The 20,129-nt window shown below is 64.6% G+C and carries 15 protein-coding genes and 1 pseudogene; 14 read left to right on the top strand and 2 right to left on the bottom strand.

Going from position 1 to position 20,129, the window contains the following annotated elements; genetic code table 11:
• Positions 1-27: 27 nt before the first annotated feature.
• On the bottom strand, positions 28-669 hold the full coding sequence (locus tag CIT37_RS31055) for an OmpA family protein (RefSeq protein WP_095424456.1): 642 nt from the start codon (positions 667-669) through the stop codon (positions 28-30).
• 553 nt (positions 670-1,222) lie between these two features.
• Here CIT37_RS31055 and CIT37_RS31050 point away from each other — a divergent pair.
• The 4 genes from CIT37_RS31050 (at position 1,223) to CIT37_RS31035 (ending at position 4,697) form a co-directional block, all read left to right on the top strand.
• Positions 1,223-1,468, top strand: a complete 246-nt coding sequence (locus tag CIT37_RS31050) for a hypothetical protein (protein WP_095424457.1) — start codon at positions 1,223-1,225, stop codon at positions 1,466-1,468.
• Between the two features lie 120 nt (positions 1,469-1,588).
• Complete coding sequence (locus tag CIT37_RS31045) at positions 1,589-1,843, top strand: hypothetical protein (protein ID WP_028141758.1); 255 nt, start codon at positions 1,589-1,591, stop codon at positions 1,841-1,843.
• A 128-nt stretch (positions 1,844-1,971) separates the two neighbouring features.
• Positions 1,972-3,138 (top strand): winged helix-turn-helix domain-containing protein, encoded by a 1,167-nt coding sequence (locus CIT37_RS31040; RefSeq protein WP_095424458.1) that lies wholly within the window; start codon positions 1,972-1,974, stop codon positions 3,136-3,138.
• Positions 3,139-3,350: 212 nt separating this feature from the next.
• Complete coding sequence (locus tag CIT37_RS31035; protein WP_011084757.1) at positions 3,351-4,697, top strand: IS5-like element ISBj5_B family transposase; 1,347 nt, start codon at positions 3,351-3,353, stop codon at positions 4,695-4,697.
• Positions 4,698-4,769: 72 nt separating this feature from the next.
• Here the strand turns inward: CIT37_RS31035 and CIT37_RS31030 are convergent, their stop codons facing one another.
• Positions 4,770-5,198 (bottom strand): ribosomal maturation YjgA family protein, encoded by a 429-nt coding sequence (locus CIT37_RS31030; RefSeq protein ID WP_161966240.1) that lies wholly within the window; start codon positions 5,196-5,198, stop codon positions 4,770-4,772.
• Between the two features lie 78 nt (positions 5,199-5,276).
• Here CIT37_RS31030 and CIT37_RS31025 point away from each other — a divergent pair, with 78 nt between their 5' ends.
• The 10 genes and pseudogenes from CIT37_RS31025 (at position 5,277) to CIT37_RS30980 (ending at position 20,077) form a co-directional block, all read left to right on the top strand.
• Positions 5,277-6,620 carry an MFS transporter gene (locus CIT37_RS31025; RefSeq protein WP_095424576.1) on the top strand — a complete coding sequence of 448 codons (1,344 nt, stop codon included), beginning with the start codon at positions 5,277-5,279 and terminating at the stop codon, positions 6,618-6,620.
• A 292-nt stretch (positions 6,621-6,912) separates the two neighbouring features.
• Positions 6,913-8,019: an efflux RND transporter periplasmic adaptor subunit gene (locus CIT37_RS31020; RefSeq protein ID WP_095424577.1), complete on the top strand. Its 1,107-nt coding sequence runs from the start codon at positions 6,913-6,915 to the stop codon at positions 8,017-8,019.
• A gap of 280 nt (positions 8,020-8,299) precedes the next feature.
• The gene (locus tag CIT37_RS31015; RefSeq protein ID WP_095424578.1) at positions 8,300-11,437 is read left to right on the top strand and encodes an efflux RND transporter permease subunit; all 3,138 of its coding nucleotides are present in this window, start codon (positions 8,300-8,302) and stop codon (positions 11,435-11,437) included.
• A gap of 34 nt (positions 11,438-11,471) precedes the next feature.
• Positions 11,472-12,071, top strand: coding sequence for a TetR/AcrR family transcriptional regulator (locus CIT37_RS31010; RefSeq protein WP_028141752.1), 600 nt, complete (start codon positions 11,472-11,474; stop codon positions 12,069-12,071).
• A gap of 136 nt (positions 12,072-12,207) precedes the next feature.
• Entirely contained in the window at positions 12,208-12,831 is a 624-nt protein-coding gene (locus tag CIT37_RS31005; protein WP_095424579.1) for a flavin reductase family protein, read from the top strand.
• Between the two features lie 273 nt (positions 12,832-13,104).
• Complete coding sequence (locus tag CIT37_RS31000) at positions 13,105-15,372, top strand: acyl-CoA dehydrogenase (protein WP_161966239.1); 2,268 nt, start codon at positions 13,105-13,107, stop codon at positions 15,370-15,372.
• Positions 15,372-16,655 (top strand): acetyl-CoA C-acetyltransferase, encoded by a 1,284-nt coding sequence (locus CIT37_RS30995; protein WP_095424581.1) that lies wholly within the window; start codon positions 15,372-15,374, stop codon positions 16,653-16,655. The genes CIT37_RS31000 and CIT37_RS30995 overlap by 1 nt, the downstream gene beginning before the upstream one ends.
• Positions 16,656-16,657: 2 nt before the next feature.
• Entirely contained in the window at positions 16,658-18,754 is a 2,097-nt protein-coding gene (locus tag CIT37_RS30990) for a 3-hydroxyacyl-CoA dehydrogenase NAD-binding domain-containing protein (RefSeq protein WP_161966238.1), read from the top strand.
• Positions 18,648-19,436, top strand: a pseudogene (locus CIT37_RS30985) (fatty acid desaturase CarF family protein); the annotation flags it as partial. The gene CIT37_RS30990 and the pseudogene CIT37_RS30985, both read left to right, overlap by 107 nt.
• Positions 19,437-19,645: 209 nt before the next feature.
• A complete protein-coding gene (locus CIT37_RS30980; RefSeq protein WP_028141746.1) occupies positions 19,646-20,077 on the top strand; it encodes an acyl-CoA thioesterase in 432 nt (143 codons plus the stop codon).
• Positions 20,078-20,129: the final 52 nt, after the last annotated feature.

Below are 20,129 nucleotides of genomic sequence, written 5' to 3'. Positions count from 1 at the left end.
GAGCCTTCTGTCGCGATCAAATCGAGATCATTTCGACGCGGTCTTGGTGTCCATGTTCACGACCTGGACGCGGCGGTTGACCGGGTCGGCGCCGTGGGCGGCATCCTTCAGCTTGGTCTTGCCGTAGCCGACGGTGACGAGATCGGTGCCGTTCAGGCCGTAGTTCTGCACCAGGTACTTCTTGATGGTGTCGGCGCGGCGCTCGGAGAGGCCTTGATTGTACTCTTCACCACCGACCGCGTCGGTGTGGCCGGCGACCACGAAGGTCGAGCCCTTCAGCGCCGGATCGGACAGCGCCTTGCCGAGCGCCTGCACCGAGGGCACCGAGGTCTTGGCGATGTCGGCCGAGTTGTAGTCGAACTGGATTTCCAGATCGATCTTCGGCTTGGTCGCGGCGAGTTCGGCAATCTGTTCGCGCTCACCCGTCGAGAGCGAACGGGTCGAGCGGTTGCGCACGGTGTTGAGGAATGTCGATTCCTTGGCCTGCGCCGCCGGATCGGCCTGCGGACCGGCGGACAGGCCACGGGTCGCCGGCTTCGGCTTCAGTGCATCCAGAATCTGGCCTGTGGAGACATTATTGTCACCGGCTACAGCCAGGCCCGCCGTCATCGACAGCGCGGCGGAAAGAGTTATCGCCTTCAGTCCAAAGAACTTATCAAAACGGGTCATTGTCGTATCCTCGCTGTTACGCCTGATAGCGATTTGATGCTGCGAGCATAAGGCAGGTTCAAAGGTCCTGATGTGATCTTGGTCACGGTGGCTACAGCCGGTTCCGGGCCCATCCTAGCGCATTCCCGGGTGTTTCGGGCATCGGACCGGCACGTTTCGCGATGGCCCCGGGGACAAGGGCCGATCGGACCAATAGCAGTCGTCGCACGCGCCGCGGCGTGGGTTCAAGCAGCGGCAATCCCCGGTGTGATTGAAATCACCTTGCGAGCGCATGCTCATTCCCCTCCGTACCGTGGGAGGTGGCTGACCAAGGGTTCCGGCGCTGGCGAGGGCCGGCAGACTCGGCGGCGGTGCACACCGATCGTCGCAAAGCCGTCGCCGCACGGCCCGGCCGTGAACAAGAAATCGGCCAGATGCGCGCCTAGCAGGACGTTGTCCCCGCCAATCTCCGAATGAAGGAGCCGAGTTCCGTCCAGTGCCGAGGCCAAGTGACTATCAGCGTGACTACTTCAATCGCAGCGGCCCGCCGGATCGGACAGTGTCCCTGAGCTCAATGCCGATCTATATCGGTGCGGCCATGATCGCGGTGGCCATCCTGCTGTCGACGCTGATCACGGGGCTGACCTCCCGCTATGTCGGACTCGAAGCGCCGACCGACGAGAACGTGTGGCTGGTCGACCGCCTCACCGGCAGCGTCTATCGCTGCCAGGCGGAGGGGCGCGGCAAGGCCCTGTGCGAGCCGGATGTCGCCACCGGCAGCCTCGGTGACCGGCCCAAGGTGCCGAAGGATGGCCGCTAGGCCCTCCGCCTTCGCACTGCAGCAAGAAAATTGTCTTCTCCGCGAAACGTCGGCGCGAGAGAATACGTAATTGCGAAGGCCGGCATGACGCCGGTTTTGTTTTACGGAGGAGACTTTTCGATGAAGATCTTGCTCACGTCTGCAGCCTTTGTCGCGTTTACCCTTTCGCTGTCCCCCGCATCTGCCGCGATGATGGCGTGCACCAAGGACAACATGATGAAATCCGCAGCCATGATGGGCGGCACGCCCGACACGCCGGCCAAGATGGCGGCGAACAAGGAAATGGCCATGGCCAACACGGACATGAGCAACGGCAAGATGAAGAGCGCCTGCATGCACTACATGAAGTCGCAGAAGGCGATGACGATGAAGTAGGCGCGAGGCGCGCCACCATCCGGCCGCGCTGTCAGCAGATGGCAGCGCGGTTTTTTTGACTGCTGCCTCGAGGTCTTCTTTTTCTTCTTCTTTTTCTTGGCGCGAATCCCGCTACATTCCTCCCCGCAATGTCACGCGCGCCAAAACCGCTCCACCTCACCACGACACAGGCCCGGCAGATCTGGCTGCATGCGCAGCGGCTGGATGAGCGCGCACCGTTCGGCGACGGAGCTCAGGCCGTCGCGGACGCGGTCGCTCATCTCGGCTATGTGCAGATCGACACCATCAACGTCATCGAGCGCTGCCATCACCACATCCTGTTCAGCCGTATCCCGTCCTACCGGCGCGCCGATTTGCGCCACGCCCAGAGCGTCGACAGAAGCGTGTTCGAGTATTGGACGCACGCGCTTTCCTACGTACCCGCCGGCGACTTCCGCTTCTTCCTGCCGGCGATGCGCGAGCACCGCCGCGAAGGACACAAATGGTTCGCCTCGGTGAAGCCGGCCGACACGCGCAAGGTGATGCGGCTGGTGCGCGCCGGGCCGCTGACGATCCGCGACATCGAGGACGACGTGCTCACCGAGAAGGAGCATCTGTGGCAGAGCCGCAAGCCTTCGAAGCGGGCGTTGCAGCTCGCCTTCTATACCGGCGCCGTGACCATCAGCGAGCGGCAGGGCATGCTCAAGACCTACGAGCTGATGACGCGGCATTTCGGCTGGGACACACTGCCCAGGCCAGCCTCAGCCAGGGAGATTACGACCTATCTGCTCGACCGCGCGCTGCGGTCGCAGGGCGTGGTGAGTCTGGATTCGATCTGCCACCTCGACGCGCCGCGCAAGAAGGCGGTGGCCGGCCTGATCGCCGCCCGCGTCCGCCGCGGCGAGCTCGTGCCTGTTGTGATCGACGGCGCCGGCAAGCAGGAGCATTGGGCGGTGCCGACCACGCTCGAGGCGAACGGTGAGGTAGTCTCGCCTGATCTCGTCCACATCCTCTCGCCGTTCGACCCGCTGATCATCCAGCGCAAGCGCACCAGTCTCATCTTCGGCTACAACCACCTGTTCGAGGCCTATGTGCCGAAGGCCAAACGCAAGCTCGGCTATTTTGCGCTGCCGGTGCTGGTCGGCGACGAGATCGTCGCCGCGCTCGATCTGAAGACCGACCGGCAGGCAAAGAAGCTGCTGATGCAGAAATGGACCTGGGTCGGGCAGGGCAAGAAGACGGCGGGGCGCAAGGAGCTCAAGCAAAAGATCGAGGACGAGCTCGATCGCTTCGAGCGGTTTCAATTGGCGGAGTGAACGCTGATCGGCGCGGCGCCGGTCTCGTAGGGTGGATTAGCGAGTCGTCCGTGAAGAAGGACTAAGCCACTGATCGGGAATCTCGATTTGGGCTAAGGGGCATTTCCAGATTGCAAGGTTTTGATGCTTTGGGCGTCAGAACCTTGCGATTTGGTTTTCGTGGATTCCCTCGAAGCGGGAAGCATGATTCCTTGTCTGCATCGGAGGGAACGATGCGGCCGAAGAAGCACAAGACGACGGGATCGAACGATCTGTTCCGGGCTCGGCTCGACCAGATCATCAATATGAAGCACGAGCTGGTTCTGCTCGCCGGCAAGGTCGATTGGGACTGGATCGACGGCGAGATCGCGCCGCTCTACAGCGAGAACGGCAGGCCCGGGATCGAGACGCGCTTCATGATCGGTCTGCTGTTGCTCAAGCACATTTACGGGCTGTCCGATGAGGAGGTGTGCGAGCGCTGGGTCCATGACCCATACTTCCAGTTCTTCACCGGGGAAGAGTTCTTTCAGCACACGTTCCCGCACGAGCGCTCGGACCTGAGCCATTGGCGCAAGCGGCTTGGCGACAAGCTGGAGTTGCTGCTGGCCGAGAGCTTGCGGGTAGCGCACGAGGCCGGTGCATTACGCAGCCAGGACCTCAAGCGGGTTACGGTCGACACCACGGTGCAGCCGAAGGCCATCACCTTTCCGACCGATGCCAAGCTGCTGCATGCGGCCATCAAGGGGCTCAACCGCCTGGCGATCAGGCACGGCGTCAGGCTGCGGCAATCCTATGCTCGCATCGCCAAGGCCGCCGCGATGATGGCCGGCCGCTACGCCCATGCCAAACAGTTCAGGCGGCATCAGCGGCAGTTGCGTATCCTGCGTAGCCGGCTGGGCCGGATCATCCGCGACATCCGCCGCAAGATCGAAGGCCAGCCAGCACTGGAGCAGGCGTTCGCCCTCCCGCTCGGCCGGGCCACGCAGATCCGCTCGCAGCAGCAGCGCCAGCGCGGCTGGAAGCTCTATTCCTTCCATGCCCCGGAAGTGGAGTGCATCGGCAAGGGCAAGGCCAGCGCGCCTTACGAGTTCGGCGTGAAGGCCTCCATCGTCACCAACAACCGCCGGGCTCCCGGTGGCCTGTTCGTGCTGCACGCCAGCGCACTGCCCGACAACCCCTACGACGGTCACACCTTGCGGGACGTCATTGACCGCACCGAGACACTCACCGGCTGTCCGATCGAGCGGGCCTATGTCGACAAGGGATACCGCGGCCACGACGCACAAAATCCCCGTCGCGTCTTCATCTCCGGCCAGAAGCGCGGCGTTTTCGGTGTCATCAAGCGCGAGCTGCGCCGCCGCTCCGCCATCGAGCCCATCATCGGACACCTGAAGGCGGAAGGCCACCTCGGGCGCTGCTACCTCAAAGGCCGCGCCGGCGATGCCGCCAACGTCGTCCTCTCAGCCGTCGGACACAACTTCCGCCGCATCCTCGCCTGGCTGAGATATCTCTTGTGCCTGTTCCTGGCCCAGCTATGGCGCACGCTCGCCCGGCCAGCCTCGATCAATCCGGCTTCTTAACGGACGACTAGCGAAGCGTAATCCACCATTTCAGTTTCCGCGGATACAAACAGTGGTGGGTTACGCCTTCGGCTAACCCACCCTACGCAGCTGAACCAGCCGATCGATCCAGACGCCGAACTCAATCCCAACCGCGTACGCCACCAAATTCCACAGCGAGAAGATGCGGCCGAGCAGCAGTGCGCCGGCTGTCGTCAGCCGGAACGCATCGAGCCAGGGCGCATGCACCACCCGGGAGAATTCCACGACGACCGCGATCACCGCTGCGATGGCCGCAATCTGCGTCGGGGTGAGCCGCGGCAGCAGAACCCCGACCAGCAGAAACACCATCGTCGCCCACAGCAGCGAGCCGCCGTATTTCACGACGAAGGCAGGCAGGCCGAGCGGAAAGCCGTACCAGCGCAGCGACAGCCCGCAGACGATCACCGCGAGCGCGAGGGCGGCGCGGGTCAGCGATGTCTCTAACAGCGCAACAGGTTTATCCGGCTGCGTCCCGTGCATTGCTCGCTCCATTGACTCTTCGCCCGCGATGCTGAAAACCGCAACCAGCCCATAAAAGCAACAACCCTGGGGGAAGCCATGAGCCAGACCACGACCTATGCCGGTTCCGCCGGCGCGGCCAAGAACTTTAACAAGGCGGAAATCGAGACCTCGACGATCCGCGCCATCTCCTGGCGCCTGATCCCGTTCCTGGTGCTGGCCTACTTCTTCTCCTATCTCGACCGCGTCAATCTCGGTTTCGCCGCGCTGACCATGAACGCCGAGCTGAAGTTCACGCCGCTGATCTTCTCCTGGGGCGCCGGCATCTTCTTCTTCGGCTATTTCATCTTCGAGGTCCCGAGCAATCTCGCGCTGGAGAAGTTCGGCGCCAGCCGCTGGATCGCCCGCATCATGGTGACCTGGGGCATCATCTCCGCCCTGATGGCGCTCGTCAGCGGCGTCACGAGCTTCTACGTCCTGCGCTTCCTGCTCGGCGTCGCCGAGGCCGGCTTCTTCCCCGGCATCATCCTCTATCTCACCTACTGGTATCCGGCCGAATATCGCGCCCGCTTCCTTGCGGCCTTCGCCATCGCCGTGCCGGTGTCGACCGTGATCGGTGCGCCGATCTCGGGCCTGCTGCTCGGGCTCGACGGTGCGATGGGCCTGAAGGGCTGGCAGTGGCTCTTCATCATCGAGGGCATTCCCTCGGTGCTGCTCGGCATCGTCACCTGGTTCTATCTCACCGACAAGCCGGAGAAGGCGGATTGGCTGTCGGCCGAGCAGAAGGCGTGGCTGAAGGCGAAGCTCGATTCGGAAATCGCCGCTAAGCAGGCGGTGAAGCATTTCTCGCTCGGAGAGGCGCTGTCTTCGCCCAAGGTGATCGCGCTCAGCCTGATCTATTTCGGCTTCGTCGGTGCGCTCTACGGCATGCAGTTCTGGCTGCCGCAGATCGTCAAGGCGTTCGGGCTGACCAACGCGCAGACCGGCTTCGTCACCGCGATCCCGTATCTGTTCGGCACCATCGCCATGATCCTGTGGGCGCGTCACTCCGATGCGACGCGCGAGCGCGTGAAGCATGTCGGCGCGCCGCTGCTGCTCACTGCCGTCGCGCTCGCCGTCTCCAGCTACCTCACCGATCCCACCATGACGATGGTGGTGCTGACGGTCGCCGCGATCGGCGTGTTCTGCTGCTTTGGTGTGTTCTGGACCCTGCCGACCGCCTGGCTCTCCGGCACTGCTGCCGCCGGCGCCATCGCCCTGATCAACTCGATCGGCAACCTCGCCGGCTTCGGCGGGCCATACCTGATCGGCTGGGTCAAGGAAGCCACCGGCCAGACCTCGACCGGCTTGCTGGTGCTCGCTGTGCTGCCCCTGATCGCCGGCATCCTGGTGTTCGTCGGTGGCCACGACAGCAAGCACGAGTTCGCCGAGCAGAAGGAATAGAGCAAACGGTTCCGTAGGGCGGGCAAAGCGGAAGCGTGCCCACCACCTCTCTCCGACCCAAACAGGTCGTGGGCACGGCGCTAGCGCGCCTTTGCCCACCCCACGGTGCCTAGCCTGAGGCGCCGGACCCGGGCTGTGAGCCTCAGCCCGCCCTAAAATTTCACCTTCCTGACAACCCCTCTCAAACCTCACCACCCCTTAACGATCACGCATTCCTGATGACTGACGATTATTGACTTTTATCAGTGATTAGTCGACATTCCTCTCATTGAAGATGCAGGAGTGTCCTTCGATGTTCGTCAGGTCGGTTTTGTCGAGCTATTCCAGGCTGTTGGCAGGCGTGTCGTTGGCCCTGATGGCGGCTGGCCTTGCCGGGTGCAATGACACCGTCGCCGAGAAAGCCGAGCCGCCGCGGCCGGTTCTGGTCGCAACCGCGCATTATGGTGCCGAAACCCCCGAGCGCAGCTTCGTCGGCACGGTCAGGCCCCGGATCGAGAGCGATCTCGGCTTCCGCGTCGCCGGCAAGGTCGCCAAGCGCCTCGTCGAGGTCGGCCAGACCGTCGAAATCGGCCAGCCGCTCGCGACTCTCGATGAGGTCGATCTGAAGCTCCAGGCCGAGCAATCCGTCGCCGAGCAGACCGCCGCGACCGGCGTGCTGGCCCAGGCCGCCGCTGCCGAGCAGCGCGCCAAGGATCTGAAGGCCAAGGGCTGGACCACCGACGCGCAGCTGGATTCGAACCGGGCATCGGCCGATGAGGCCCGCGCGCGCCTCGATCGTGCGGTCCGCTCGGTCGAGCTGACCAAGAATTCCCTTTCCTACGCGACGCTCGTTGCCGACGCCCGAGGCGTCGTCACCGCAACGCTGATCGAGCCCGGCCAGGTGGTCTCCGCGGGCCAGGCTTCGATCCGTGTCGCCCGCTTTGCCGAAAAGGAAGCGGTCGTCGCGATCCCTGAGACGCTGGTCGGACGCGCCAAGTCGGGCGTCGCCAGCGTCACTCTTTGGTCGGAGCCGGACAAGAAGTATACGGCCAAGCTACGCGAGATCGCGCCGACGGCCGATCCGGCCACGCGCACTTATCTGGCAAAGTTCTCGCTGCCGGAGGCCGACGACAAGGTTGCGCTCGGCATGACCGCGACGCTGACGCTGTCGGACGCCGCGACCGAGCGCGTCGCGCGGCTGCCGCTGTCGGCCTTGTTCAACGAAGGCAACAAGCCCTCCTTCTACGTCGTCGACGACAACGGTGCGCTCACGCTGAAGCCGGTGGCGGTGAAGTCCTACGAGAGCAACGACGTCGTCATCACCGGCGGTGTGGAAGAGGGCGCCAAGATCGTCGCCCTCGGTGTGCAGAAGCTCGATCCGGCCCAGCGGGTGCGGGTCGTCTCGTCGCTGTCTTTCTAGTTCATTCCGGGATGGTCCGAAGGACCAGACCGCAGGTGCGCAATTGCGCACCGGGAATCTCGAGATTCCGGGTTCGCCCTGCGGGCACCCCGGAATGACAGGAGAAGTCGAGTTACGTCGTGTGAGGTGAGTTTCGGCCTTTGTCCCTAAGCAGAGGCTGAAGCGGCGAAGCGATCCAGAATCTGCCCAGCCCCCTGGATTGCTTCGCTGCCTCGCGATGACGGCCTGAACAGAGTGGCTGTCGTTTTTTGGCAACTGGATCGTCTTTTCGGAGAGAGCGATGAAGCGCTTCAACCTTTCGGCCTGGGCCGTCAGCCATCCGACGCTGGTTCTCTTCCTGATGCTCGTGCTCGGTGTCGCCGGCTTCTTCTCCTATGAGAAGCTCGGCCGCGCCGAGGATCCGTTCTTCACGGTGAAGGTGGTCAACGTCTCCGTGATCTGGCCCGGCGCGACCGCGCAGGAGATGCAGACCCAGGTCGCTGATCCCATCGAGAAGAAGATCCAGGAACTGCCCTATTTCGAGAAGGTGCAAACTTATTCCAAGCCCGCCTTCACCGCGCTCCAGGTCACCTTCCGCGACTCTACCCCGCCGAAGGACGTGCCTTACCTGTTCTATCTTCTGCGCAAGAAGCTGGTCGACGTGCAGGGCCAGCTGCCCTCCGGCATCCTCGGTCCCGTCGTCAACGACGAGTTCTCCGACGTCGATTCCATCCTCTACATGATGACCGGCGACGGCGCCGACTATGCCCAGCTCAAGAAGGTCTCAGAAGGATTCCGCCAGCGCCTCCTGAAGGTGCCCGGCGTGACCAAGGTCGACGTCTACGGCAACCAGGATGAGCGCATCTTCGTCGAGTTCTCCCACGCCAAGCTCGCCACCCTCGGCATCACCCCGCAGGCGCTGTTCGATTCGCTCGCCAAGCAGAACAACGTCACGCCGGCCGGTACGGTCGAAACCTCCTCGCAACGCGTGCCGCTGCGCGTCACCGGCGCGCTCGACGGTGCCAAGGCCGTCGCCGAGACACCGGTCGAGAGCAACGGCCGCGTGTTCCGCCTCGGCGACATCGCCACCGTAACCCATGGCTATGTCGATCCGCCCAGCTTCGTCGTCCGTCAGGAAGGCAAGGCTGCGATCGGCATCGGTGTCGTCACCGCCAAGGGTGCCAACATCCTCGAGCTCGGCAAGGAGGTCGAGAAGGCGACCGCCGAGTTCATGAAGGCGGTGCCGCAGGGCGTCGACGTCAAGCTGATTGCCGACCAGCCCAAGGTGGTCGAGCACGCCGTCGGCGAGTTCGTGCACTCCTTCATGGAAGCCCTCGTCATCGTGCTGTTCGTGTCGTTCCTGGCCCTCGGCTGGCGCACCGGCATCGTGGTCGCGTTGTCGGTGCCGTTGGTGCTCGGCATCGTCTTCGTCGTCATGAACATGATGTCGCTCGACCTGCACCGCATCACGCTGGGAGCGCTGATCATCGCGCTCGGCCTGCTCGTCGACGACGCCATCATCGCGGTCGAGATGATGGTGGTGAAGATGGAGCAGGGCTGGGACCGCATGCGCGCGGCGTCTTTTGCCTGGGAATCTACCGCGTTTCCGATGCTCACGGGAACGCTGGTCACGGCCGCTGGCTTCCTCCCCATCGGCTTTGCCAATTCCGCGGTCGGCGAATATGCCGGCAGCATCTTCTGGATCGTGGCGATCGCGCTGGTCGCCTCCTGGTTCGTGGCGGTGATCTTCACGCCCTATATCGGCGTCAAGCTGCTGCCGGAGATGAAGGCCCATCACAACCACGATCCGCACGCGGTCTACGAGACCCGCATGTACCGGGGCCTGCGCGCCATCGTGCAATGGTGCGTCAATCACCGCATCACCGTGGTGGTCGCGACCGTCGGCGTCTTCATCGCCTCGGTCGTCGGCTTCGGCCATGTCCAGCAGCAGTTCTTCCCGCTGTCGGAGCGGCCCGAGCTGTTCTTCCAGCTGCGCTTGCCCGAGGGCACCGCCTTCAACGTCACCGAAAAGGCGGTGAAGAAGGCCGAGACGCTGCTCAAGGACGACAAGGACATCGAGACCTATACGTCCTATGTCGGCCAGGGCTCGCCGCGCTTCTGGCTCGGCCTCAATCCGCAGCTGCCCAACGAGGCCTTTGCCGAGATCGTCATCGTCGCCAAGGGCGTTGAGGGGCGCGAGCGCGTCAAGGCCAAGATCGAGAACGCGGTTGCGGACGGCATGCTGTCCGAGGCGCGCGTCCGCGTCGACCGCTTCAACTTCGGCCCGCCGGTCGGTTTCCCCGTGCAGTTCCGCGTGATCGGCCCCGACGCCAACAAGGTGCGCGAGATCGCCTACCAGGTCCGCGACGTCATGCGGCAAAACAAGAGCGTCAAGGATGTCCAGCTCGACTGGAACGAGCAGTCGCCCTACCTCAAGCTCGTCGTCGATCAGGACCGCGCCCGCGCCATGGGCCTGACCCCGCAGGACGTATCGCAGGCGCTCGCGATGCTGATCTCGGGCTCGCAGGTCACGACCGTGCGTGACGGCATCGAGAAGGTCGGCGTGGTCGCCCGTGCGATCCCGTCCGAGCGCCTCGACCTCGGCGGCGTCGGCGATCTCACCATCACCTCGCGCAACGGCGTCGCCGTGCCGCTGCAGCAGATTGCCAAGTTCGAGTATGCCCATGAGGAGCCGATCATGTGGCGGCGCAACCGCGACATGGCCATCACCGTGCGCTCCGACGTCGTCGACGGTGTGCAGGCGCCCGACGTCACGGGCCAGATCACGCCGAAGCTGAAGGCGATCAAGGACCACCTCGAGCCGGCCTACCGCATCGAGCCGGGCGGCGCGTTCGAGGAATCCGCCAAGGGCAACGCCTCGATCTTCGTCCTCTTCCCGCTGATGGTCATGGTGATGCTGACGCTGCTGATGATCCAGCTGCAGAGCTTCTCACGCCTGATCCTGGTGTTCCTGACCGCGCCGCTCGGCATCGTCGGCGCCTCCTTCGGACTCAACGTCGCCAACGCGCCGTTCGGCTTCGTGGCGCTGCTCGGCCTGATCGCGCTCGCCGGCATGATCATGCGCAACACGGTCATCCTGGTCGACCAGATCGAGACTGACGTCTCCCACGGCCTGACCCGGCGCGAGGCGATCGTGGAGGCCACCGTCCGCCGCGCCCGTCCGGTGGTGCTGACGGCGCTCGCCGCCATCCTCGCCATGATCCCGCTGTCGCGCTCGGCCTTCTGGGGCCCGATGGCGATCACGATCATGGGCGGTCTGTTCGTCGCGACCTTCCTGACGCTGCTGTACCTGCCGGGCCTCTACGCGCTGTGGTTCAGGAAGAGCCTGGACGAGGCGGGTACCCCCGAGCAGCCTGCCGCGCCGCAGCATGGGAGCAATGACCCGCACGCAATTCCGCTTGCTGAAGCGGCTGAATAAGTGAGATGAAGTGCTGATTGACGAGTCCTGACAGATGACACTGATTGCGGAACATATCGAAGGCGACACCCGGGATCGTATTCTCGAGGTGGCCGAGCGGCTGTTCCGCCAGATCGGCTACCAGAAGACCACGGTCGGGGACATCGCCAAGGAGCTCAGGATGAGCCCCGCCAACGTCTATCGCTTCTTCGAATCGAAGAAGGCGATCCATCAGGCGGTGGCCCGTTCGCTGATGGGCGAGGTCGAGCTGGAGGCGCAGCGGATCGTGGCGAGGCCCGGTCCGGTCAAGGAGCGTTTCCGGGAGCTGCTCACCACCATCCATCGCATGAACACCGAGCGCTATGTCGGCGACAACAAGCTGCACGAGATGGTCGCGATCGCGATGGAGGAGGACTGGGACGTCTGCGTCGCCCATATGGAGTGCATTGCCGGGGTGATCGGCCAGATGATCGCGCAAGGCGTTGCCTCTGGCGAGTTCGAGGCGCCGGACCTCCAGCTGGCCTCGCTGTGCGCCTGCACCGCGATGATACGCTTCTTCCACCCCCAGATGATCGCCCAGTGCGCCACCAAGCCGGGCCCGACCATCGACCAGATGATCGATTTCGTCATCGCGGGTCTGTCGCCGCGCCACTAACGGGGCGGCGGGTTTCTTCCTATAAGCACGATTGCCGTCATTCCGGGGCGGTCTGCAGAACCGAACCCGGAATCTCGAGATTCCGGGTTCGATGCTTTGCATCGCCCCGGAATGACGGATAGCGGAGAAGCAGCGCGTGACCGACAAAGACCTGTACTTCTACGAGCCCTCCAAGGGCCACGGCCTCAAGCATGATCCCTTCAACGCCATCATCGCGCCGCGGCCGATCGGCTGGATCTCCTCGCGCGATACCAAGGGTCACGTCAATCTCGCGCCCTACAGCTTCTTCAATGCGTTCTGTTACGTGCCGCCGATCATCGGCTTCTCCTCCACCAACTGGAAGGACTCGGTCGAGAACATCCAGCAGACCGGCGAGTTCGTCTGGAATCTCGCGACCATGGACCTCGCCAAACACATGAACGCGACCGCCGCGCATGTTGCCCCTGAGGTCGACGAATTCGAGATCGCCGGCCTCACCGCCGTACCCGGCAAGCTCGTCAACGTGCCACGCGTCGGCGAGAGCCCGGTCGCCTTCGAATGCAAGGTATCCGACATCGTCCGTCTCAAGGGCGCCGACGGCAAGGAGGCCGACGCCTGGCTGACGCTGGGCGAGGTCGTCGCCGTCCATATCGACAAGGCCATGATCAAGGACGGCGTCTACCAGACCGCCGCCGCCCGCCCGATCGTCCGCGCCGGCCGCCGCGGCGATTATTTCGAGATCAAGCCGGAAAACATGTTCGAGATGGTGCGGCCGGATTAGGCCGAACCTCCTCTCTCCGCCGTCATTCCGGGGCGACGCGTAGCGTCGAGCCCGGAATCCATAACCACCATCGGGAGTATGGATTCCGGGCTCGCGCCAAGAGGCGCGCCCCGGAATGACTGCCCCATTTTCCCCTCCCGGAACTGCCGCCGCACCCTGGCCGTTATGGTCCGGGGGCGCTTGGCCGCGTCAATGTCGCAGGCGAAGTCTTCACCGCCGCCGGCCGCTTTCCGCTAAAATGCCCGACAACCGCGCCGATGCATGAGGTCCGCCATGAGCTTCCGCCGCGACAAAATCACAAAGCCGATCTTCTCCTGGGCGCGCGGCGTGCTGCCGGCGATGTCCGATACCGAACGCGAGGCGCTGGAGGCGGGCGATGTCTGGTGGGATGCCGATCTGTTCACCGGAGACCCGGATTGGTCGAAGCTGCTCAAGGTTCCGCAGGCCGCGCTGACCGACGAGGAGCGGGCCTTCCTCGATGGCCCCGTCGACGAGCTCTGCGCCATGCTCGACGAATGGAAGATCTTCTGGGAATGGCGCGACCTGCCGCCGGATGTCTGGCACTTCGTCAAGCACGAAAAATTCTTCGGCATGATCATTCCGAAGGAGTTCGGCGGCCTCGGCTTCTCGCCTTATGCCCATTCGGAAGTGGTGCGCAAGATCTCGACCCGCTCGATCGCCGCTGCCGTCACAGTCATGGTGCCGAACTCGCTCGGGCCAGGCGAGCTCCTGATGCGGTTTGGCACGAAGGAGCAGCAGGCGCGCTGGCTGCCGCGCCTCGCCGACGGACGCGATATTCCCTGCTTCGGCCTCACCAGCCCGGAAGCCGGCTCCGACGCGGCTTCGATGGTCGACACCGGCATCATCTGCAAGGGCACATTCGAGGACCGCGAGGTCGTCGGCCTCAGGCTCAATTGGCACAAGCGCTACATCACGCTCGGCCCTGTCGCGACGCTGCTGGGCCTCGCCTTCAAGGCCTATGATCCCGACCACCTCGTGGGCGACCAGGAGGAGCTCGGCATCACCGTGGCACTGATCCCGACCCATCTGCCCGGCGTCGAGATCGGTCATCGCCATCTGCCGTCGATGCAGGTGTTTCAGAACGGCCCGAACCGTGGCCGCGACGTCTTCATTCCGCTCGACTACGTCATCGGCGGCAAGGAGCGGCTGGGGCAAGGCTGGAAGATGCTGATGACCGCGCTCGCTGCCGGCCGCGGCATCTCGCTGCCATCGCTCTCTGCTGCGGGGGCCGCCTATGCCGCGCGCACCACCGGTGCCTATGCCCGTATCCGCGAGCAGTTCGGCATCTCCATCTCCAAGTTCGAAGGCGTCGAGGAGCCGCTCGCGCGCATCGTCGCGACCGCCTACCAGCTCGATGCGGCGCGGCGGCTGACCTGCGCGGCGCTGAATGCCGGGGTTCATCCCGCCGTGATCTCAGGCATCATGAAGCTGCACGCCACCGATCGCATGCGCACCGCGATCGACGACGCCATGGACATCCATGGCGGCAAGGCCGTGATCGACGGTCCGCAAAACTATCTCGGTAATCTCCACCGCGCCGTGCCGGTCGGGATCACGGTCGAGGGCGCCAACATCCTGACCCGCAATCTCATCGTGTTCGGGCAGGGCGCCATCCGGGCGCATCCCTATCTGCTCGACGAGATGAATGCGCTGGCCGATATCGATCGCGAGCGTGGGCTCACCGCGTTCGACAAAGCGTTCTGGAAGCATGTCGGCCACAGCGTCCGGACCCTGTTCCGTGCCTTCGGCCGCAGCTGGACCTTTGGCGCTTTCGCAATGGCGCCGGACGCCGGCGATGCCACGCCGTTCTACCGCCAGCTCTCGCGCTACTCCGCGGCCTTCGCGCTCTGCGCCGACATGGCGCTGCTCACGCTCGGCGGCGCGCTCAAGCGCAGGGAGATGCTGTCGGCGCGCTTCGGCGATATCCTCTCCGAGCTGTATCTGCTCTCGGCCGCACTGAAGCGCTGGCAGGATGAGGGCCGGCAAAAGGAAGACTTTGCCGCGCTCGAATGGTGCATGGCGACGGGCTTCAAGACGATCGAGAACCGGCTGGCCGAAATCCTCGCCAATCTGCCCAACCGCTTTGTTGCCGGCTTCCTCAAGTTCGTGGTCCAGCCGTTCGGCGCCCGCGTGCTCGGCCCCTCCGACCGGGTCGTACACCAATGCGCTGCCATCGTGCTGGAGCCGTCGGCGGCGCGCGAGCGCCTCACGCCGGATCTTGCCCATGTCGACGACGACGGCGGCTTTGCCCGGCTGGAGCGCGCGTTCCTGCTGGTCGCAAGCACCGATGCCATCGCCAAGCGCATGCGCGCCGCGCATATCCGCGACTGGAAAGAGGCTGTTACAAAGGGCGTGATCACACAGGTCGAAGGCGAGCAGCTGGCCGCGGCCCACGAAGCCGTCACAAAGGTGATCGAGGTCGACGATTTTGCGCCGGAAGCGCTGTCGCCGATTTACAAGAAATCCGGCGACGTGCATCAGTTCTTCCAGGAACTCGGTGAACAGAGGGCGGCGAGCTGATGGCACGACCGGTATTCATCGTCGACGGCAGCCGGACGCCGTTCCTGAAGGCGCGTTCGGGGCCGGGGCCGTTTACGCCGGTCGATCTCGCCGTGCAATGCGGACGGCCGCTCTTGGCGCGCCAGCCGTTTGCGCCCACGGATTTCGACCAGGTCATCCTCGGCTGCGTCAACGTGATCGCCGACGAGATGAACCCGGCCCGCGTTGCCGCGCTGCGGCTCGGCATGGGCGAGGACATGGTCGCCTTCACCGTGCAGATCAATTGCGGCTCCGGCATGCAATCGATCGACACCGCCTACCGCTACATCCGCGAAGGCCATGCCGACATGATCCTCGCCGGGGGCACCGAAGCGCTCAGTCATGCGCCGCTGGTTTGGCCGAATTCCGGCGTGCGCTGGTTCGCCGGCCTTGCCACCGCCAAGGGCGTGGCCGCCAAGCTCGCCGCCGCTTTCAAGCTGCGGCCGCGCGATCTCAAGCCGATCATCGGCCTCGAGCGTGGGCTGACCGATCCCGTCACCGATCTGAACATGGGCCAGACCGCCGAGGTCGTCGGCCATCTCTTCGGCATTACGCGCGCCGAGGCCGATGCCTATGCCGCCGAGAGCCATCGCCGGCTGGCGCATGCGCAAGGCACGGGTCATCTGAAGGGCGAGGTCGAGACCGCATTCTCTCGCGACGGCAAGTTCTTCGACCACGACGATGGCGTGCGTCCGGACTCCACGGCCGAGACGCTGGCAAAGCTCCGGCCGGTGTTCGAGCGCCCCTGGGGCCAGGTCACTGCCGGTAATTCCTCGCAGATCACCGACGGCGCTTCCTGGGTGATTTTGGCTTCCGACGCGGCTGTCGCAAAGCACAGGCTGACGCCGAAGGCTGCGATCGTCGACAGTAACTGGGCCGCGCTCGATCCCAGCATCATGGGCCTCGGCCCGGTGATGTCAGCGACGCCTCTGCTTCAGCGCAACGGCCTCACCATCAAGGACGTGGAGACCTGGGAGCTGAACGAGGCTTTTGCCACCCAGGTGCTCGGTTGTCTTGCGGCATGGAACGACGACAAGTTCTGCCGCGAGATCCTCGGGCTCGACGGCGCGGCCGGCGAGATCGACCGCGACAAGCTCAACGTCGACGGCGGTGCGATCTCGCTCGGCCATCCCGTCGGCACCTCCGGCAATCGCATCGTGCTGCATCTGGTCAACGCGATGAAGCGGCTCGGGACGCGGCGCGGTGTGGCTACCGAGTGCATCGGCGGCGGGCTCGGCGGCGCCATGCTGATCGAGGCGGTGTGACCATGGACTCGAAGATCATGACCGTGCTCGGTGATCGCGTCCTGGCGCTCGGGCCCAGGCCAGCGACGGACAGTCCGTACAAAAACTTCAAGCTGACGCGCGACGAAGACGGCGTCGCCTGGCTTTTGTTCGACCGCGCTAATGCCAGCGCCAACACACTGTCCTCTGACGTGATGGAGGAGTTCGACGCCGTCCTCGCGGTGATCGAGACCGAACGCCCGGCCGGCCTCGTGATCCGCTCCGCCAAGCCGTCGGGCTTCATCGCGGGCGCCGACGTCAACGAATTCCGCGGTGCCAGCGATCCCGACATGGTGGAGACGCGCATCCGCGCCGCGCATGCGGTGATCGACCATCTGGAGGCATTGAAGCTGCCGACGGTCGCTGTCATCCACGGCTTCTGCCTCGGCGGTGGGCTCGAGGTTGCGCTGGCCTGCCAATCGCGCATCGCCATCGACGGCGCGCGCTTCGGCTTCCCGGAGGTGATGCTCGGTCTGCATCCCGGCCTCGGCGGCACCGCGCGCTTCACCGCGCTGGTCTATCCCGCCCAGTCGATGGCGCTGATGCTGACCGGCCGCACCATTGACGCGCGCCGCGCCAGATCGCTCGGCCTCGTCGACACCGTGACGCAGGAGCGCCATGTCCGCGGCGCGGTGAAGGATGCACTGTTCGGCCGGCTGAAACGAGTCAAGCCTGGCCTGCTCACGCGTGCGGCCAATTTCGGCTTCGTGCGCGGTCTCCTGGCCAGGCGCATGCGCACGGAGGCGGCGAAGGCCGCGTCCCGCGAGCACTATCCCGCGCCTTACGCGCTGATCGACCTCTGGGAGACCCATGGCGGCAGCAGGGCCGCGATGCTGAAGGCGGAGCAGGCATCCTTCGCCAAGCTGATGGTGACGCCGACCGCCCAGAACCTGATCCGAGTCTTCTTCCTGCGCGAGCAGATGAAGAAGGCAGCCGGCAGCGGCAACACCATCAAACACGTCCATGTCATCGGCGCCGGCGCCATGGGCGGCGACATCGCGGCGTGGGTAGCAGGGCAGGGGCTGCGCGTCTCGCTGGCCGACATGAAAGCCGAGCCGATCGCCGGCGCGGTGAAGCGCGCCGCCGAACTCTACGGCAAGATCATCCGCAAGCCGACCGAGGTGCGCGACGCGCTCGATCGTCTCATCCCTGACATGGACGGGGAGGGTGTTCGTAACGCCGATCTGATCATCGAGGCCGTGCCGGAGAAGCTCGAGCTCAAGCAGAAAGTCTATGCCAGCCTCGAGCCGCGCATGAAGCCGGGCGCGATCCTTGCCACCAACACGTCGAGCATCCCGCTTCAGGATCTGCGCACCACGCTGGCGCGACCAGAGCGGCTGGTCGGCCTGCATTTCTTCAATCCGGTGTCTCGGCTGCAATTGGTCGAGGTCGTCAGTCACGACGGCAGCGACCCGCAGGTGCTGAAGGACGCGCTCGCTTTCGTCGGCGCGATCGACCGGCTGCCGCTGCCCGTGAAGAGCTCGCCGGGCTTCCTCGTCAACCGCGCGCTGACGCCCTACATGCTCGAAGCCATGGTGATGCTGGACGAGAAGATCGACCAGCGGCTGATCGACGCCGCGGCGGAGCAGTTCGGCATGCCGATGGGGCCGATCGAGCTGGCCGATCAGGTCGGGCTCGACATCTGCCTCGACGTCGGTGACATGCTGCGCACCAAGTTCGGCGATTTCCTGCCGCCGACGCCAGCGTGGCTGCGCGACAAGGTCGCCAAGGGCGAGCTCGGCCGCAAGACCGGCAAGGGTTTCTACACCTGGAAGGACGGCAAGGCCGAGAAGGCACCGCTCCTCGAGACCGGCCCACGCGTCACCGACCAGATGATCGACCGCCTGGTGCTGCCGATGTCCAATGTCTGCGTTGCTGCCCTTCGCGAGGGCATCGTCGACGACGCCGATGCGGTCGACGGCGCCATGATCTTCGGGACCGGCTATGCACCGTTCCGCGGCGGTCCTTTGAACTATGCCCGTACGCGCGGCGTGGAGAATGTGGTGTCCACCTTGCGCGGGCTCGCCGAGCGATTCGGCGGACGTTTCGCGCCGGATGCGGGCTGGGACAGTTTGCAATAGGGGGCCGTCGGTAAAAAGATGCTATCATGGGTGGCGGAGCCCGTGGGGAGTATCGCCGATGCCGACGATCCCGTTCTTCAAGCACGCGACCCTGCGCGAGATCATCATCACGCGGCTGTGCTGCGGGGCCGATATCGTCGTGATCCTTTGTTGCGTAGGCTATCTCGTCGGACGTTATCCCGCGGTGGAATTGCGCTGGCCGTGGTTGATCGGGGCGCTCCTGGCCGGGTATTTTCTCGCTGACCTGTTTTCAGGGCTGGTGCATTGGGTGGTCGACACCTGGCTCGACGAGGGGATGCTCGGCCGCGGCATCGCGATCACGCGGGAGCATCACACCCACCCCGGCCACGTTTTGCTCTACGGATTCCTCGACCAGGCGTCTCTCGGTGCGGCGCCGAGCGCGGCAGTGGTCGGAGTCGCGGCCACCCTCACGGCGTTGTTTCCGGTTTCCGCGCTCACCTATGCGCTGATGATCGTCTGGTTCGTGATCGCGACCTGCATGCTGTTTGGCATGAGCTTTCACAATCTCGCGCACCGGCCGGTCCGCCCGCTGCTCCTGCGCATGGCGCAACGGCTGCATCTGGTCTGCTCACCCGAGCATCATTGGTGTCATCACCGTGACCACACCATCCGCTATTGTGTCATCAATGGATGGGCCAACTATCCGTGCGACCGTCTGCGGCTATGGACCAGGCTGGAACTGTTGGTAACGGCAACGACCGGACGCGCGCCGCGGGCCGACGATGCGGAGTGGCAACGCAAACTGAACGATACCGGAATCTTCGTCGGGTCGCCGCGGCCGATTGGATAGCGCGAGCTTGCCTCGTGTCGATGTTGCGCAAGGCGCCGCGGCTTTGTATCCAGAGCCGAGAGCCGCGGGAGATCAACCATATGACCGACACGCACGTCCACGCCCCTATCAACTCCGACACCGGGCCGAGCGGCGATCTCTGCATCCGCACGCTGGCGATGCCCGCCGACACCAATGCGAATGGCGACATCTTCGGCGGCTGGCTGCTGAGCCAGATGGATGTCGGCGGCGGCGTGTTTGCGTCAAAGGCGGCGAAGTCGCGCACCGTGACGGTTGCGATCGAGGCAATGAACTTTCGCAAGGCGGTCTACGTCGGCGATCTCGTGTCGGTCTACGCCAATCTCGTACGCGTGGGCCGCACCTCGCTCACCGTGCATCTGGAAGCGTGGGCGCTGCGCCGCGGGGAGGAGCATCCCTTCCTCGTCACCGACGGCAACTTCACCTACGTCTCGATCGACGAGCACGGCCGCCCGCAAGCCGTTCGCTCGACCGACACGACGATCGCGACGTAATCGCGCGCGACGCTCTGCCTCATCTGGCGAACCCGTGCCGCGCTGCTTAACG

It is taken from the genome of Bradyrhizobium ottawaense, from assembly GCF_002278135.3.
In the GTDB taxonomy this organism is placed as follows: domain Bacteria; phylum Pseudomonadota; class Alphaproteobacteria; order Rhizobiales; family Xanthobacteraceae; genus Bradyrhizobium; species Bradyrhizobium ottawaense.
This window is presented reverse-complemented; position numbering and strand designations above follow the sequence as displayed.

Bases quoted from the DNA above. Each gene is read 5' to 3' on its own strand.
- CIT37_RS31055 (WP_095424456.1), bottom strand. From the start codon at position 669: ATGACCCGTTTTGATAAGTTCTTTGGACTGAAGGCGATAACTCTTTCC.
- CIT37_RS31050 (WP_095424457.1), top strand. From the start codon at position 1,223: ATGCCGATCTATATCGGTGCGGCCATGATCGCGGTGGCCATCCTGCTG.
- CIT37_RS31045 (WP_028141758.1), top strand. From the start codon at position 1,589: ATGAAGATCTTGCTCACGTCTGCAGCCTTTGTCGCGTTTACCCTTTCG.
- CIT37_RS31040 (WP_095424458.1), top strand. From the start codon at position 1,972: ATGTCACGCGCGCCAAAACCGCTCCACCTCACCACGACACAGGCCCGG.
- CIT37_RS31035 (WP_011084757.1), top strand. From the start codon at position 3,351: ATGCGGCCGAAGAAGCACAAGACGACGGGATCGAACGATCTGTTCCGG.
- CIT37_RS31030 (WP_161966240.1), bottom strand. From the start codon at position 5,198: ATGCACGGGACGCAGCCGGATAAACCTGTTGCGCTGTTAGAGACATCG.
- CIT37_RS31025 (WP_095424576.1), top strand. From the start codon at position 5,277: ATGAGCCAGACCACGACCTATGCCGGTTCCGCCGGCGCGGCCAAGAAC.
- CIT37_RS31020 (WP_095424577.1), top strand. From the start codon at position 6,913: ATGTTCGTCAGGTCGGTTTTGTCGAGCTATTCCAGGCTGTTGGCAGGC.
- CIT37_RS31015 (WP_095424578.1), top strand. From the start codon at position 8,300: ATGAAGCGCTTCAACCTTTCGGCCTGGGCCGTCAGCCATCCGACGCTG.
- CIT37_RS31010 (WP_028141752.1), top strand. From the start codon at position 11,472: ATGACACTGATTGCGGAACATATCGAAGGCGACACCCGGGATCGTATT.
- CIT37_RS31000 (WP_161966239.1), top strand. From the start codon at position 13,105: ATGAGCTTCCGCCGCGACAAAATCACAAAGCCGATCTTCTCCTGGGCG.
- CIT37_RS30995 (WP_095424581.1), top strand. From the start codon at position 15,372: ATGGCACGACCGGTATTCATCGTCGACGGCAGCCGGACGCCGTTCCTG.
- CIT37_RS30990 (WP_161966238.1), top strand. From the start codon at position 16,658: ATGGACTCGAAGATCATGACCGTGCTCGGTGATCGCGTCCTGGCGCTC.
- CIT37_RS30980 (WP_028141746.1), top strand. From the start codon at position 19,646: ATGACCGACACGCACGTCCACGCCCCTATCAACTCCGACACCGGGCCG.